Genomic DNA, 13,941 nt, shown 5'->3' on the forward strand with positions numbered 1-13,941 from the left:
GAACTGTCCGTCCGAGATGATCGGCGAGTCCAGGACGTAGTAGCGGAACTGGTGGTCGCGCAACTCCTCGGCGAGAGCGCTGTGCCGCTCGCGCATCCCACTCCCCCGCCAGCGCCGGCGCGCGGCCGACCTCGAGGCACTGCTCCACCGACGCCACCAGGCTCTCGAAGTCCGCCGGCGCGGACAGGGCGGCAAGATCGATCAGCAGTTCGTCGTCGGGCGAAGGGCCGGACAGTTTCAGGCTCCCCCGGCTCTCCGGCGTGACCATGCCCGCCATCAGCGAGAACCCGGTCGGCGGCCCGGACATCCACGGCTCGTACATCGGCACGCTGAAGCAGATCGGCTGCGTGTCGGGCACCGCGAGGCCGTCCCGGCTGCGCCAGAACCAGTGCACCTGCGTCACCGGACGGCCCGGCGCGGGGACCACCTCGCGGGAGGTCGAGAAGATGACCGGTGAGAGCAGGTGATCGTGCAGGTTGCGCCCCACACCGGGCAGGTCCGCGACGACGTCGAAGCCGAGCGCGCGCAGCTCGTCCGCCGGGCCGACGCCGCTGCGGAGCAGGATCGCGGGCGAGGCCAGCGCCCCCGCGGCGAGCACCACCAGGTCCGCGGAGAGTTCCTGCAGCACACCGTCGAGAGCGACCACCACCCCGGTCACGCGCGAGCCGGAGAACCGCAGCCGGTGCACCAGCGCTCCCGTGTGGACAGTCATCCGCGCGGCCACCGGCGAACCGTAGGCGTGCCAGGTGGTGAACCGCCGGCCACCACGCAGGGTGATCCGCTCGACGGAAACGCCGTCCAGATTCCCGCTGTTGTAGTCCGGGTTCAGCGGCAACCCGGCCGAAACACAGGCGTCCATTATGGACTGCTGGACCGGGTGCAGCGGCTCGTTCGGGACGACCTCCAGGAGGTCCTTCTCGATCCGCGCGAACACCGGCTCGACGTCGGCCCAGGTCCAGCCGGGCAGGCCCCAGCCGTCGTAGTCGGCCGGGGCGCCGCGGACCCAGATCATCGCGTTGAGGGCGTGCGACCCGCCGAGCACCCGGCCACGCGGCAAGTGCAGCCGCCGTCCGGCGGCGTGCTCCTGCGGAACCGTGTACAGGTCCCAGTCTTCGGGACCGTGCCACAGCTCCCCGGCCCGGGCGGGGTCGTGGATCGCCGGGTTGACGTCCTCGCCTCCGGCCTCCAGCAGCGTCACCGCCGCGCCCGCGTCCACCAGCCGCCGCGCCACCACCGAACCGGCCGAGCCGGCGCCCACCACGATCACGTCCATGCGGCCCAGCCTGGCGCGCGGTCCGCACCCCGCCCGGGATCCCTTCGCGGTCGGTCAACGGGCGTGCGGGAGCGGACAAGACCCGCGGCGGCGCGCCGCCCGATACTCGGTGCACCCCAGGCCGAGGAGGACACCGGGATGGCGACACGCCTCTGCATCGACGGACAGTGGACCGAAGCCGGTGGCGGCGCGCTCCCGACCCGCGACCCGGCCACCGGCCGGATCCTCGAGGAGGTCGGTACGGCTTCGCGGGCCGACGTCGACGCCGCCGTCGCGGCCGCGCGGCGAGCGCTTTCCGCGCCCGGGTGGGCCGGGCTGCTGCCGATCCGGCGCGCGGCCCTGCTGTTTCGCCTCGCCGACCTCGTCGAGCAGCACCACGAAGAACTGGCCCGGCTGGAAACCCTGGACCAGGGGCAGCCGATCGCGGTGTCCCGGCAGGTGAGCGTGACCGGCGCGGCCGAGCACTTCCGGTACTTCGCGGGGTGGGTCACGAAGCTGCAGGGCACCACGAACCCGGTGTCCTTCCCGGACACGCTGCACTACACCCGCCGCGAGCCGGTCGGGGTGAACGCGCTGATCACGCCGTGGAACTTCCCGCTGATGATCCTCGCCTGGAAGCTCGCCCCCGCGCTGGCCACCGGCAACACCGTGGTGATCAAGCCCAGCGAGGTCACGCCGCTGACGAGCATCCGCCTGGTCGAGCTCGTGCACGAGGCCGGGATCCCGGCGGGCGTGGTCAACCTCGTCACCGGCGACGGCGCCGTCGGCGCGCTCCTGACCGAGCACCCGGACGTCGACCACGTCTCCTACACCGGTTCCACGGCGGTCGGGAAGCTGATCACGGCGGCGAGCGCGGCGTCCAACCTCAAGCGGCTCACCCTCGAACTCGGCGGGAAGGCCCCGAGCATCATCGCGGCCGACGCCGACATCGACGCCGCCGTCGCGGGCAACCTCGCCGGCGCGACGCTCAACACCGGCCAGGTCTGCGCCGCGTATACGCGCTTCTACGTCGACCGCAAGCGTGAGCAGGAGTTCGTCGACAAGCTGGCCCGCGGCCTGGAAGGTCTGCGGCTCGGGCCGGGCACCGAGGAAACCACGCAGCTCGGGCCGCTCGTGTCCGAGAAGCACCGCGAACACGTCGACTTCCTGGTCAGCACCGGCCGCGACCAGGGCGCCGACCTGGTGACCGGCGGGAACCCGGTCGACGGCGACGGCTACTTCTACACCCCGACGCTGTTCGCCGGCGTCCACGACGACATGGCGATCATGCGCGAGGAGATCTTCGGCCCGGTGCTGGCCGTGACGGCCTACGACGACGGCGAAGAGCCTCTGGCCCGCGCCAACGACACCGAATACGGCCTGGCCGCGACGGTGTGGACCCGCGACATCCGCACGGCGCAGCGCTACGCGGACGGCCTCCGGGCCGGCGCGGTGTTCGTCAACATGCCGCCGATCCCGGACATGGCGGCGCCGTGGGGCGGGTACAAGGCGTCCGGCTGGGGCCGCGAGATGGGCCCTTGGGCCCTCGACGCGTACACCGAAACCAAGTCCGTCTGGCTCCATTACGGCGGCTGAAGGGGGTTTCCCCGCGCCGTAGATCGTATATTATTTGAGATACTTTCTCCCGAACCGGCAGGCAGGACCCCCGATGACGCCTCTCCCGCAGCGGCCCGGCAAGATCATCGCGCTGCACCTCAACTACCGCTCCCGCGCCGCCCAGCGCGGCCGGGTACCGGAGCAGCCGTCGTACTTCCTCAAGCCCCCGACGTCCGTCGCGGCGAGCGGCACCGCCCTCGAACGGCCGGCCGGCACCGAGCTGCTGGGCTTCGAAGGCGAGATCGCGCTCGTCATCGGCCGCACGGCCCGCCGCGTCCCGCCCGAAGAGGGCTGGTCGCACGTCGGCGGCGTCACCGCGGCCAACGACTTCGGCGTCTACGACCTGCGGTACGCCGACAAGGGCAGCAACTTGCGCGCCAAGGGCGGCGACGGCTTCACCCCGCTCGGGCCGGCGGTCCTGCCCGCGGCCGGCATCGACCCGGCGGCCCTGCGGCTGCGGACCTGGCTCAACGGCGAACTCGTCCAGGAGGACACCACCGCCGACCTGCTCTTCGGCTTCGGACGGCTGGTCGCGGACCTCTCGCAGCTGATCACGCTCGAACCCGGTGACGTCGTCCTGACCGGGACGCCCGCGGGAGCGTCGGTCGCCGTCCCCGGCGACGTGGTCGAAGTGGAGGTCGACGGCGGCGGCAACACCACCGGCCGGCTCGTCACCCCGATCACCGAGGGGACCGTCCCGTTCGGACCGTACGGCGCGCTCCCCCGCATCGACGAGCAGCAGCGCGCGGACGCGTACGGGACCGCCGAGCCGCGGTTCGAGCTGACGGCCTCCTTGAGGCAGCGGATCGAATCCGTCGGCACCGCCACGCTGTCGGCCCAGCTGCGCAAGCGCGGGTACGACGCCGTGTCGATCGACGGGCTCACCTCGACCAGGCCCGGCGCCCGGCTGACCGGTCGCGCGCGGACGCTGCGGTACCTGCCGTACCGCGAGGACCTGTTCAACGCCCACGGCGGCGGCTACAACGCGCAGAAGCGGGCGGTCGACGGCCTCGGCCCGGGTGACGTCCTCGTCGTGGAGGCCCGCGGCGAACGCGGCACCGGCACGGTCGGCGACATCCTCGCGCTGCGGGCCCAGGTGCGCGGCGCCGCCGGGATCGTCACCGACGGCGGGGTCCGCGACCTGGCCGCGGTGTCCGCTTTGGACATTCCCACCTACCACGCCGGGCCGCACCCGGCGGTGCTCGGCCGGCGGCACGTGCCGTGGGACGTCGACGTCGCCATCGCCTGCGGGGGCGCCGCGGTCCGCCCGGGCGACGTCATCGCCGGCGACGGTGACGGCGTCCTGGTCATCCCGCCGGACCTCGTCGAAGAAGTCGTCGACGCGGCGATCGAGCAGGAGCTGCAGGAGACGTTCATCGCCGAGCGGGTCGCCGACGGCGAGCGCGTCGAAGGCCTCTACCCGATGGACGAGCACTGGCGCGGGAGGTACGCCGCATGGCGCGCGAACCGGTGAACGGCACCACGATGAGCAAGTCGCGGATCGCCTACGAGTGGATCAAGGCCCGGATCGCCGACGGCACCTTCTCCCCCGGCTACCGCCTGGTCCTGGGCCAGCTCGCGCAGGAGCTCGGCGTCAGCGTGGTGCCGGTCCGCGAAGCGATCAGGCTGCTGGAGGCCGAGGGCCTGGTGACCTTCGAGCGCAACGTCGGCGCCCAGGTCGCGATGGTCGACGAGAGCGAGTACCAGCACACGATGCAGACCCTCGCCCTGGTCGAGGGCTACGCCGCCGCGCTCGCCGCGCCGGTCCTCCCGCCGGGCGCGCTGGCGGAGGCCCGCGCCCTGAACGCCGAGCTGGCCGGCTGCCTCGGCGACTTCGAACCCGCGAAGTTCACCGGCCTCAACCGCGACTTCCACGCCGTGCTGTTCGAAGCCTGCCCCAACCCGCAGGTCCTCGACCTCGTCCGCCGCGGCTGGGACCGGCTCGGCCGCCTGCGCAGCTCGACCTTCAGCTTCGTGCCCGGCCGCGCCCGCGAGTCGGTCGCCGAGCACGAAACCATCCTCGGCCTGCTTGAACGCGACGCCCCCGGCGCGGAGATCGAACAGGCTGTCCGCGCCCACCGGCTGGCCACCCTGGACGCCTACCTCGCCTACCGCCGCCACTGACGCACGAAGGGAAACCCATGCGATTCCGCTCCGACCCCCGGGCCATCCGCGGGTCGATCGCGCCCCTGATGACGCCGTTCACCGCCGAGGGGGCCGTCGACCACGACGGCCTGAAGAACCTCGTGCGCTGGCAGCTGGCTTCGGGCACGCACGGCATCTCGATCGGCGGTTCCACCGGCGAGCCCGGCTCCCAGACGGTGGCCGAGCGCGCCGAGGCGATCCGGACGGTGGCCGCCGAGGTCGGCGACCGCGTCCCCTTCGTCCCGGGCACCGGCTCGGCGAAGCTCGACGAAACCCTGGAACTCACCGCGACCGCGCGCGACGCCGGGATCGACGCGGCCCTGATCATCACGCCGTACTACGCGCGGCCGACCCAGGACGCGCTGTTCGTCTGGTACCGCACGGTCTGCCGCGAGTTCCCGGACCTGCCGATCATCGCCTACAACGTCCCGAGCCGGACCGCGGTCGACCTCGCACCGGAGACCGTCGCGCGGCTCTACCGCTCGTGCGACAACTTCGCCGGGATCAAGGAGACGACGAAGGACTTCGAACACTTCTCGCGCGTGCTGCACCTGTGCGGCCGGGACCTGGTCGTCTGGTCCGGGATCGAGCTGCTCTGCCTGCCGCTGCTGGCCCTCGGCGGCGCCGGGTTCGTCAGCGCCACGGCCAACATCGCCCCGGCCGCGTGCGCCGAGATGTACACGGCCTGGCAGGCCGGTGACCACGAGCGCGCCCGCGAGCTCCACTACGGCCTGCACCCGCTGGTCGACCTGCTGTTCGTCGAAACCAATCCGGCGCCCGGGAAGTGGGTGCTCGAACAGCGCGGGCTGATCGCCTCCGGGCACGTCCGGCCGCCGCTCATCCCGCCGACCGAATCCGGCGTCGCCCGGATCACCGACCTCATGGCCGAAGGCGCGCAGTACCTCAGCCCGGTCGACGGCTTCTCCGTGGAAGGAAAGGCATGACCCACCACGTCCCGGAAGGACTGCCGGGCGAGCTCAAGCACTACATCGGCGGCGAGCTCGTCGACAGCGTCTCGGGCAAGACGTTCGACGTCCTCGACCCGGTGTCGAACACTCCGTACGTGACCGCCGCGGCGGGCCAGGCCGAGGACGTCGGCCGCGCGGTCGCGGCGGCCCGGGAGGCGTTCACCGGCGGGCCGTGGCCGCGGATGCTGCCGCGGGCGCGGGCGCGCGTGCTGAACAAGATCGCCGACGCCGTCGAAGCCCAGGACCGGCGGCTCGCCGAGCTGGAAACGTTCGACACCGGCCTGCCGATCACCCAGGCGCTCGGCCAGGCGCAGCGGGCGGCGGAGAACTTCCGGTTCTTCGCCGACCTCGTCGTCGCCCAGGCCGACGACACCTACCAGGTGCCCGGGCGGCAGGTGAACTACGTGCACCGCAAGCCGGTCGGCGTCGCCGGGCTGATCACGCCGTGGAACACGCCGTTCATGCTCGAGAGCTGGAAGCTCGCGCCGGCGCTGGCCTCGGGTTGCACGGTGGTGCTGAAGCCGGCCGAGTTCACGCCGCTCTCGGCGAGCCTCTGGGCGGGGATCTTCGCCGAGGCGGGGCTGCCGGACGGGGTGTTCAACCTCGTCAACGGCTTCGGTGAGGAAGCGGGTGACGCGCTGGTCAAGCACCCGGACGTGCCGCTGATCTCGTTCACCGGCGAGACCACGACCGGGCAGACGATCTACCGCAACTGCGCGGCCCACCTCAAGGGCATGTCGATGGAGCTGGGCGGCAAGTCCCCGGCGATCGTCTTCGCCGACGCCGACCTCGACGCGGCCCTGGACTCGACGCTCTTCGGCGTGTTCTCGCTCAACGGCGAACGCTGCACCGCGGGCAGCCGCATCCTGGTCGAGCGGCCGGTCTACGACGAGTTCTGCGCCCGGTACGCGGAACGGGCCGCGAACATCGTCGTGGGCGACCCGCACGACCCGGCCACCGAGGTCGGCGCGCTGGTGCACCCCGAGCACTACGACAAGGTCATGCGGTACGTCGAGCTGGGCAAGGCGGAAGGCCGCCTGCTCGCCGGCGGCGGTCGTCCGTCCGGGTTGGACAGTGGCAACTACGTGGCGCCGACGGTGTTCGCCGACGTGCCGCCGACCGCGCGGATCTTCCAGGAGGAGATCTTCGGTCCGGTCGTCGCGCTGACGCCGTTCGACACCGAAGCCGAAGCCCTCACCCTCGCCAACGACGTCAAGTACGGCCTGGCCGCGTACCTGTGGACGGCCGATCTGACGCGGGCGCACACCTTCGCGCAGTCGGTCGAAGCCGGGATGGTCTGGCTGAACTCGCACAACGTCCGCGACCTGCGGACGCCGTTCGGCGGGGTCAAGGCGTCCGGCCTCGGCCACGAAGGCGGCTACCGCTCACTCGACTTCTACACCGACCAGCAGGCCATCCACGTCTCACTCGGGCCGGTGCACACGGCCCGGTTCGGCGCCGGGAAGGAAACCGCATGACCGCCACCCCGCCGGACGTCATCCGCTGCGCATACGCCGAACTCGTCGTCACGGACCTGGCCGCGTCGCGGGCGTTCTACGTCGACGTGCTCGGGCTCGTCGTCACCCACGAAGACGACTCCGCGTTGTACCTGAGGGCGTTCGAGGAGTACCTGCACCACTCGCTGGTGCTGCGCCAGGGCCCGGAACCCGCGCTGGGCGTGCTGGCCTACCGGGTGCGCACCCCGGCCGACCTCGAGCTGACCGAGGCGTACTACCGCGAGCTCGGCTGCCCGGTCTCCCGCCGGCCGGCCGGCGCCACCCGCGGCATCGGCGAGGCGGTGCGCGTGCTCGACCCGCTCGGGTTCCCGGTCGAGTTCTTCCACGACGCCGAGCACGTCGAGCGGTTCACCCAGCGCTACGACGTCCACGGCGCCGGCGCCCTGTCGCGGCTGGACCACTTCAACCTCGACACCCCGGACGTCCCGGCCGCCCGGAAGTACTACGAGGGCCTGGGTTTCCGCGTCTCGGAAGACATCCAGGACGACCAAGGCACGGTGTACGCGGCCTGGATGTTCCGCAAGCCGACGGTCCACGACGTGGCCCTGACCGGCGGCGACGGCCCGCGGCTGCACCACATCGCGTTCGCCTCCCACGAACGACACCAGATCCTGCACATCTGCGACCACCTCGGCGCGCTGCGGAAGTCCGGCATGATCGAGCGCGGCCCGGGCCGCCACGGCGTGTCGAACGCGTTCTACCTCTACGTCCGCGACCCGGACGGCCACCGCATCGAGATCTACACGCACGACTACTACACCGGCGACCCGGACAACCCGGTGATCACCTGGGACGTCCACGACAATCAGCGCCGCGACTGGTGGGGCAACCCGGTGGTGCCGAGCTGGTACACCGACGCGTCCCGGGTGCTCGACCTCGACGGCGCGGTCCAGCCGGTCGTCGAGCGGGCCGAGCCCCGCGAAGCCGACGTGACCATCGGCGCCGACGGGTTTTCCTATACCGGCGGGGCGGAGTACAAGCTGGGCGAGCAGGTGTGACACCCACCCACGGGTGCGGTGCAGGAGGCGGACGACGAACTTTGTTCGACCACCTGCTCGTGGTCGTGACGGCCGGCCGGTCCCACGGCCGGGCACGGCGTGCCGGACCGTCCCGGCGCGGATCTCCGGGCGGCGAACCAGCGCTTGTCAGCCAACGCAACGCACCCTGACAGCTCGCAATCCCGGCCGTGCGCATCGACGTACGGTCGCGGCGCGATGCGGATCCGGGCGCCGCTCAGGCGGCGGTCATCGCCCAGCGCACGACCTTCACCAGGCTGTGCCCGGCAAGCCGGACGACGGTCGCTTCGGCGACCGGCAGCCGCGGGAGGCGCAGGTGCGGCCGCGTCCACGCCGGCAGCATCGCCACCGCCGAGGCTGCCAGTGCCGCGTAAGGAAGCCGCGCCGGCCACGGGATCGGCGGGGTGAGCAGGAGGAACCGGGCGGCTTGCCGAGCTTCCGGGGTACCGCGCAACTCCGGCCGGTACGCGGCGAGCGCCAGGTCGAGCCCGGCCCGGGTCACCGGCGGGTCGGGCACCCCGAGTGCCCGGGCGATCACGGCTGTCTCGGCGACGTAGGCGTCGCACCCCGCCTCGTCGAGGGGCTGCGCGCCGTACCGCTGGTGGGCGCGCAAGAAGCTGTCGACTTCGGCGATGTGCACCCACGCCAGCAGCTGCGGGTCGTCGGCCCGGTACGGCCGCCCGTCCGGGGCCACTCCCCGCACCCGCCGGTGGACCGAGCGCACGGTCTCGACCGCACGATGGGCGTCTTCGGCCGTGCCGAACGTCGTCTCGGCAAGGAACGTGCTCGTGCGCTGCAGCCGGCCCCACGGATCGCCTCGGTAGCCCGAGTGCGCGGCCACCGCCGCCATTGCCAACGGGTGCAGCGACTGCAACAGCAGCGCGCGCAGACCGCCCACGAACATGGCCGTGTCCCCGTGCACCCGCCGGATCGCGCTGTCCGGCCCGAACCAGCGTTCCCCCGGCGCACCGTGGATGCGGGCGCGGTTGCGCGGCCCGTCGGGCCCCGCCACCCGAGCGAACAGTGCGTCGCGCATCCGCTCCCGGATCAGCGACACCCCCGGAGGGAAGTTCGGCTGCATGGCACCTCCGCGGCAGGGTGTCGAGCCCGCCATCCGGCACTGCGATACAAATACGATGCAAATTCTTGGGCTGGGCGACATCCAGGATAACCGTCCGACGCTGAGCCTACCTGCACTTATCCCGCACAGCACGCAAGAACCAACCGGCAGCATCGCTTGCCCCGAGCGCGTGACAGCTCCTCTCCCCAGGCAGTCGCAGCCCCGACGCCTTAGGTTTGTGACGCCTCTGCATCGCCTACGGAAGGACGTCGCATGGCCGGCAGCAGCCCGCCGCACCCTTGCGCCCGCCCCGGCGGCGCCGGTTGCGACGCCGTTGCCGGCCGGCGCCCCGCGACCCGGCCGATCCCGGACTCGCGATGACGCCGTCACCGCAGGCTCCCCGCTGCACGGTACTGGGCGCGACCGGTTTCGTTGGCCGGGCACTCGTCGCCGACCTCACCGCCGCCGGGCACCCGGTCCATGTCCTCTCCCGCACGGCGGAGCACGGCTTCCCGCACGGGATCGGCGTGACGCTCGGGGACGCCGCGGACCCGCGCGCCCTCGAGACCGCGTGCGACGGCGCGGACGTGGTCTTCCACCTCGTGCACTCGCTGGCCCGCCCGGACTTCGCCCGCCGAGACCGCGTCATCGCACAGCGCCTCGCCGCCACGGCCTCAGCCGCCGGGGTCCGGCAGCTCGTCTACCTGGGCGGGCCACGACCGGCGGCCACGACGTCGCCGCACCTGGCGTCCCGCTCCGAGGTGGCCGGCATCCTGCTCGACGGCGAGGTTCCGGCCATCGCGCTGCAGGCGTCGATGATCCTCGGCCGCGGATCGGCCGGGGTGGAGCTGCTGTCGCGCACCGCCCGGCTGCCGTTCCGGCCCCGGCCCCGGTGGACCGCCCGCCGCAGCCGCCCGGTCGCGCTCGCCGACGTCCGCCACTACCTGCGGGCAGCGGCCGGCCACCCGTCGCTGCGAGGCCGGTTCGATGTCAGCGGGCCGGAAGCCATCAGCTACGACGACCTCGTGCGGCGCTGCGCCCGCCTCCTGCGGCGGCCCGCCGCGCTCGCCTTGCCGGCACCGTTCTGGTCCCACCGGGCCGCCGCGCGGATCGCCGGGCTGACCTCGCCCGTGCCCGCCGCCGTCGCGGGCCCGTTGTTCGCGTCGCTCGAACACGACCTGCTTCCGGCCGACACCCCGGTCGAATCCGTCCTGCCGCCCCCTCCCGGCGGACCGACAAGCCTCGACAACGCCCTGCGCACGGCACTCGGGGTGCCGGTGCAGCAGGCACCCGCCGGTCCGGCGTACCTGGAGGAGCACACGCGGCTCGCAAAAGCGGCCCCGCAACGGCTGTGGCAGGCGATCACCGCCCTCGGCGGCGACCACGGCCGGTTCCCGCCCGCACCGGCGTGGGCCCTGCGCGGGCTGCTCGACGGGCTGCTCGGCGGGGCGGGGGCCTACCGCGGTCGCCCCGACCGGCCGGTGGCCGGGGACGTCGTCGACTTCTGGACGGTCCGCCGCCGCGACGACACCCACCGCGAGCTCGTGTTGACCGCGGACATGCGCCTGCCCGGCGACGCCGAACTCACCCTGCGCGCGGACCCGGCCGGTTCCGGGAGCCTGCTGCGGCAGCGGGTGCGGTTCGCCCCGGCCTCACCGCTGGGCCACGCCTACTGGCACCTCCAGAAACCGGCGCACGACCAGGTGTTCGCGTGGCTCGCCCGGTCGATCGTCCGCGACGCCGAACGCGCAACCTGATGCCGGACCGGCCTGCTCACCGAAGGCGCACCTGAAGTTCGCCCGAGCCGCTGGTGACGTCCGCTTCGATCCGGTCGCCTCGGGCAGTGGAGAGCAGCCGGTAGGGCACCGGACGGCCGCCGAAAGAGACGCCGGTGACCGTTTTCCCCGGCGGCAGGACGGCGCCGACCGTGATCGCGGCGGTTCCGGTCCAGGAGAACCAGGTGGTCAGGCTCGCTCCGGTGGTCGTCGCGCGGACGGCGAGGGAGCCGGTGCCGAGCCGGATGTCCGAGCCGGAGATGCGGTTCTGCCCCTGCGGGATCTGGGGGACGACCGCGATGCGGCCGTGGGGCACGTCGGGGTCGACGCCGAGTTGCTGGTGCACGACCGGCCAGAGCACGCCGTAGGTCCCCCACGCCTGCAGCACCATCGAGCGGTCGGTGAACGGCCGGTCGATGTTCGCCGTGAAGTCGGGCGACGGAGCCACTTCCGGCATCGCCCCCGGCTTCTCCCAGATCGCCGGATCGAGCTGGATCCGGGTGTTCGCGGTGGTGTAGCGCTGCTGCTGGGTGCGGCCGAGCCGGCCGTGGTTGCCCTCGGCCACGGCCATGATGGCAGTGTTCAGCGAGTACACGGCCCGCTCGGCCGGTACCGCGGTGACAACCTGGTCGCAGCTGGGGCCGGGGTTGCCGCCGGGAGCGCTGGTCGGGCCCGTCCCGGTGTGGTAGAGGCCGAGGTCGCCGCTGTAGCAGGCTTGTTCCCGGCGCTGCAGGGTTTCCTGCGCGTGGTGCCGGGATGCCAGTTCCCGCGCGCCCGGCATGGCGGCTTCGAGTGGGGTCAGGCCGATCCAGTGCCGCTGGAAGACGGGCGTGTTGTCCTCTCCCAGCGAGTCGCCGTAGCCGGCGGCGTCGTCGCCCGCCCACCAGGTGGCGTCGAACCGGCCGCGCAGCTCGTCGAACCGGGCTCGGGCCCAGCGGGCGGTCGCGTGGTCCCCGCGGCTCTCGGCCATGTCGGCGAGGTCGGCGAGGCCGCGGAGGTAGTAGACGGCGTTGTCGAGCTTTTCCGCGCCCATGCCGGGACGCTCGACGTTGCCCAGCCCCTCGGGCCAGCCGTCGTGGTCGGCGTCGAGGTTCGTGGCGATGTACTTCAACGCGCGGGCGGAGAGGTCGTAGAAGTCGTCGAGGACCCGGTTGTCCCCGGTCCACCGCCACAGCAGCGCGACCACGCTCGGAAACTTCGCGGTCTCGTCGGTGTTGCCCGGGTCGCCGTTGGCGCCGAAGTACACGTCACCGGTGGAAACGACCTCGTGCACGATCTTTCCGCTGCGCTGGTTGACCAGGTCGCTGACGTCGCGCAGGGCACGCAGGTGGCCGCGGACCAGGTCGAAGCGGCCGGCCGCCACGGCCGCGAACGCGCTGTACTCCCCGTCGGTGCCGAACAGCCACGGGTAGTCGGGAAACCCGGCACCGATCCACCGGGCGGACGAGACGGTACCGGCCGCGGGCGGGTAGCTCGTGCCCGCCGACACCGGCCGGATCTGCAGGTTCCGGGCCTGCTGCACCGAATCCGCGAGGTTGCTTTTGCTCCACCGGACAGCGGCCTGGAGCGCGCGGTCACCCGGCAGATCGACCTGGGTCGGCGCGACGGCGGCACGTCGTCCGGCGAGCTTGCCCGCCCAGGCGGCGGCCGGGCCGGCCAGCGCCGTCCGGACGGAACGAGTCGCTTCGGTCGCGTTCGTCGTCGAGCCGGCCACCGCGAACCACAGCGTCTTCGTGCGGTGGGCCGAGACGTCGACCCGGTAGTCGAGGGCACCCCCGGCGCCCTGGCCCGCATCGCTGTCATCGCAGCGAGGCGGAGCCGTCCCGGTCGGCGGGCACCGCACCGGCGGGTCCTGCGGACCTCGGTGCGTACCCGTCGTGGCGGTCGCCACCGGTCGCCGGCTGCCGGCGACGACCGCGCTGTAGTCGTGCGGGCGTGCTCCCGGCGACGTCCCGGTCTCGCGGAAAGTCAGAGCCGTTCCGTCGGTGCTCACGGTGTCGGGCAAGTCGACGGCGGCCGAGGACGGCGTGGTCGACGTCCACGGGTAGGCCGGCAACAGCTCCGAGTGAGCGTCGACCCGCAGATCGACCGTGCGGCTCACCGGGCTGCGCAGGCTGAGCGCGATGAGGGTGGTGGCGGATCCGTCCGGGACGAACTGGAGGCGCTCGGCTGTCAGACCGCCCGTGGTCTGGTAGCGGAAGCGTTCGTAGCCGTCGCCGCTGGTATAGCCGACGGCGGTGGCACCGCTGCCCAGCCACTGGTCCCCCACCCGGAACCAGAGGCCGTCGAGCAGCTTGATCGGCGGCGCCCAGAACCCGCCCATTTCCCCGCGGATGTGGAACCCGGCGGCCGGGTATCGCCCCGACGCGTCGCCCAGCACGTACGCCCCCGGACCGGTGATCAGCGAACGCCGGTCGGCCAGGCGGGTGCTGGTGGTCAGTTCACTCGCCCCGAATCCCGCGACCAATGCGGGGTCGAGAGGGCTCTTCCCATCGTGTGTCCCCGCCGCCGCGGCGGCGGGGACACCGGTCAGGCCGAGCGGGATGAGGATGGCGAGCACCCCGAATCGCGTGCGCAACACGGATACCTCC

At 72.7% G+C, this 13,941-nt stretch carries 9 protein-coding genes and 1 pseudogene; 7 read left to right on the forward strand and 3 right to left on the reverse strand.

The window, feature by feature from the left end; all coding sequences use genetic code 11:
* Positions 1-88: 88 nt before the first annotated feature.
* A pseudogene (locus ACWEVN_RS19535) lies at positions 89-1,273 on the reverse strand (GMC family oxidoreductase); the annotation flags it as partial.
* A gap of 138 nt (positions 1,274-1,411) precedes the next feature.
* Here ACWEVN_RS19535 and ACWEVN_RS19540 point away from each other — a divergent pair.
* The 6 genes from ACWEVN_RS19540 to hpaD all read left to right on the forward strand — a co-directional run bounded on the left by ACWEVN_RS19540 (position 1,412) and on the right by hpaD (position 8,497).
* Complete coding sequence (locus ACWEVN_RS19540; RefSeq protein ID WP_452052159.1) at positions 1,412-2,848, forward strand: aldehyde dehydrogenase family protein; 1,437 nt, start codon at positions 1,412-1,414, stop codon at positions 2,846-2,848.
* A gap of 73 nt (positions 2,849-2,921) precedes the next feature.
* Positions 2,922-4,343, forward strand: a complete 1,422-nt coding sequence (locus tag ACWEVN_RS19545) for a fumarylacetoacetate hydrolase family protein (RefSeq protein ID WP_452052160.1) — start codon at positions 2,922-2,924, stop codon at positions 4,341-4,343.
* Positions 4,325-4,993 carry a GntR family transcriptional regulator gene (locus ACWEVN_RS19550; RefSeq protein WP_452052161.1) on the forward strand — a complete coding sequence of 223 codons (669 nt, stop codon included), beginning with the start codon at positions 4,325-4,327 and terminating at the stop codon, positions 4,991-4,993. The genes ACWEVN_RS19545 and ACWEVN_RS19550 overlap by 19 nt, the downstream gene beginning before the upstream one ends.
* A gap of 17 nt (positions 4,994-5,010) precedes the next feature.
* On the forward strand, positions 5,011-5,958 hold the full coding sequence (gene dapA / locus ACWEVN_RS19555) for a 4-hydroxy-tetrahydrodipicolinate synthase (protein WP_452052162.1): 948 nt from the start codon (positions 5,011-5,013) through the stop codon (positions 5,956-5,958).
* Complete coding sequence (gene hpaE, locus ACWEVN_RS19560; RefSeq protein WP_452052163.1) at positions 5,955-7,460, forward strand: 5-carboxymethyl-2-hydroxymuconate semialdehyde dehydrogenase; 1,506 nt, start codon at positions 5,955-5,957, stop codon at positions 7,458-7,460. Before dapA ends, hpaE begins: the two co-directional genes overlap by 4 nt.
* On the forward strand, positions 7,457-8,497 hold the full coding sequence (hpaD, locus tag ACWEVN_RS19565; protein WP_452052164.1) for a 3,4-dihydroxyphenylacetate 2,3-dioxygenase: 1,041 nt from the start codon (positions 7,457-7,459) through the stop codon (positions 8,495-8,497). The genes hpaE and hpaD overlap by 4 nt, the downstream gene beginning before the upstream one ends.
* 235 nt (positions 8,498-8,732) lie before the next feature.
* Here the strand turns inward: hpaD and ACWEVN_RS19570 are convergent, their stop codons facing one another.
* Complete coding sequence (locus ACWEVN_RS19570; RefSeq protein WP_452052165.1) at positions 8,733-9,596, reverse strand: oxygenase MpaB family protein; 864 nt, start codon at positions 9,594-9,596, stop codon at positions 8,733-8,735.
* 356 nt (positions 9,597-9,952) lie between these two features.
* On the opposite strand from ACWEVN_RS19570, the gene ACWEVN_RS19575 reads away from it, so the two are divergent.
* Positions 9,953-11,332: a DUF2867 domain-containing protein gene (locus ACWEVN_RS19575; protein WP_452052166.1), complete on the forward strand. Its 1,380-nt coding sequence runs from the start codon at positions 9,953-9,955 to the stop codon at positions 11,330-11,332.
* Between the two features lie 16 nt (positions 11,333-11,348).
* On the opposite strand, the gene ACWEVN_RS19580 is transcribed toward ACWEVN_RS19575, so the two are convergent.
* On the reverse strand, positions 11,349-13,931 hold the full coding sequence (locus ACWEVN_RS19580; RefSeq protein WP_452052167.1) for a hypothetical protein: 2,583 nt from the start codon (positions 13,929-13,931) through the stop codon (positions 11,349-11,351).
* Between the last annotated feature and the right edge of the window lie 10 nt (positions 13,932-13,941).

Source organism: Amycolatopsis sp. NPDC003861 (assembly GCF_053605405.1).

Bases quoted from the DNA above. Each gene is read 5' to 3' on its own strand.
- ACWEVN_RS19540 (WP_452052159.1), top strand. From the start codon at position 1,412: ATGGCGACACGCCTCTGCATCGACGGACAGTGGACCGAAGCCGGTGGC.
- ACWEVN_RS19545 (WP_452052160.1), top strand. From the start codon at position 2,922: ATGACGCCTCTCCCGCAGCGGCCCGGCAAGATCATCGCGCTGCACCTC.
- ACWEVN_RS19550 (WP_452052161.1), top strand. From the start codon at position 4,325: ATGGCGCGCGAACCGGTGAACGGCACCACGATGAGCAAGTCGCGGATC.
- dapA (WP_452052162.1), top strand. From the start codon at position 5,011: ATGCGATTCCGCTCCGACCCCCGGGCCATCCGCGGGTCGATCGCGCCC.
- hpaE (WP_452052163.1), top strand. From the start codon at position 5,955: ATGACCCACCACGTCCCGGAAGGACTGCCGGGCGAGCTCAAGCACTAC.
- hpaD (WP_452052164.1), top strand. From the start codon at position 7,457: ATGACCGCCACCCCGCCGGACGTCATCCGCTGCGCATACGCCGAACTC.
- ACWEVN_RS19570 (WP_452052165.1), bottom strand. From the start codon at position 9,596: ATGCAGCCGAACTTCCCTCCGGGGGTGTCGCTGATCCGGGAGCGGATG.
- ACWEVN_RS19575 (WP_452052166.1), top strand. From the start codon at position 9,953: ATGACGCCGTCACCGCAGGCTCCCCGCTGCACGGTACTGGGCGCGACC.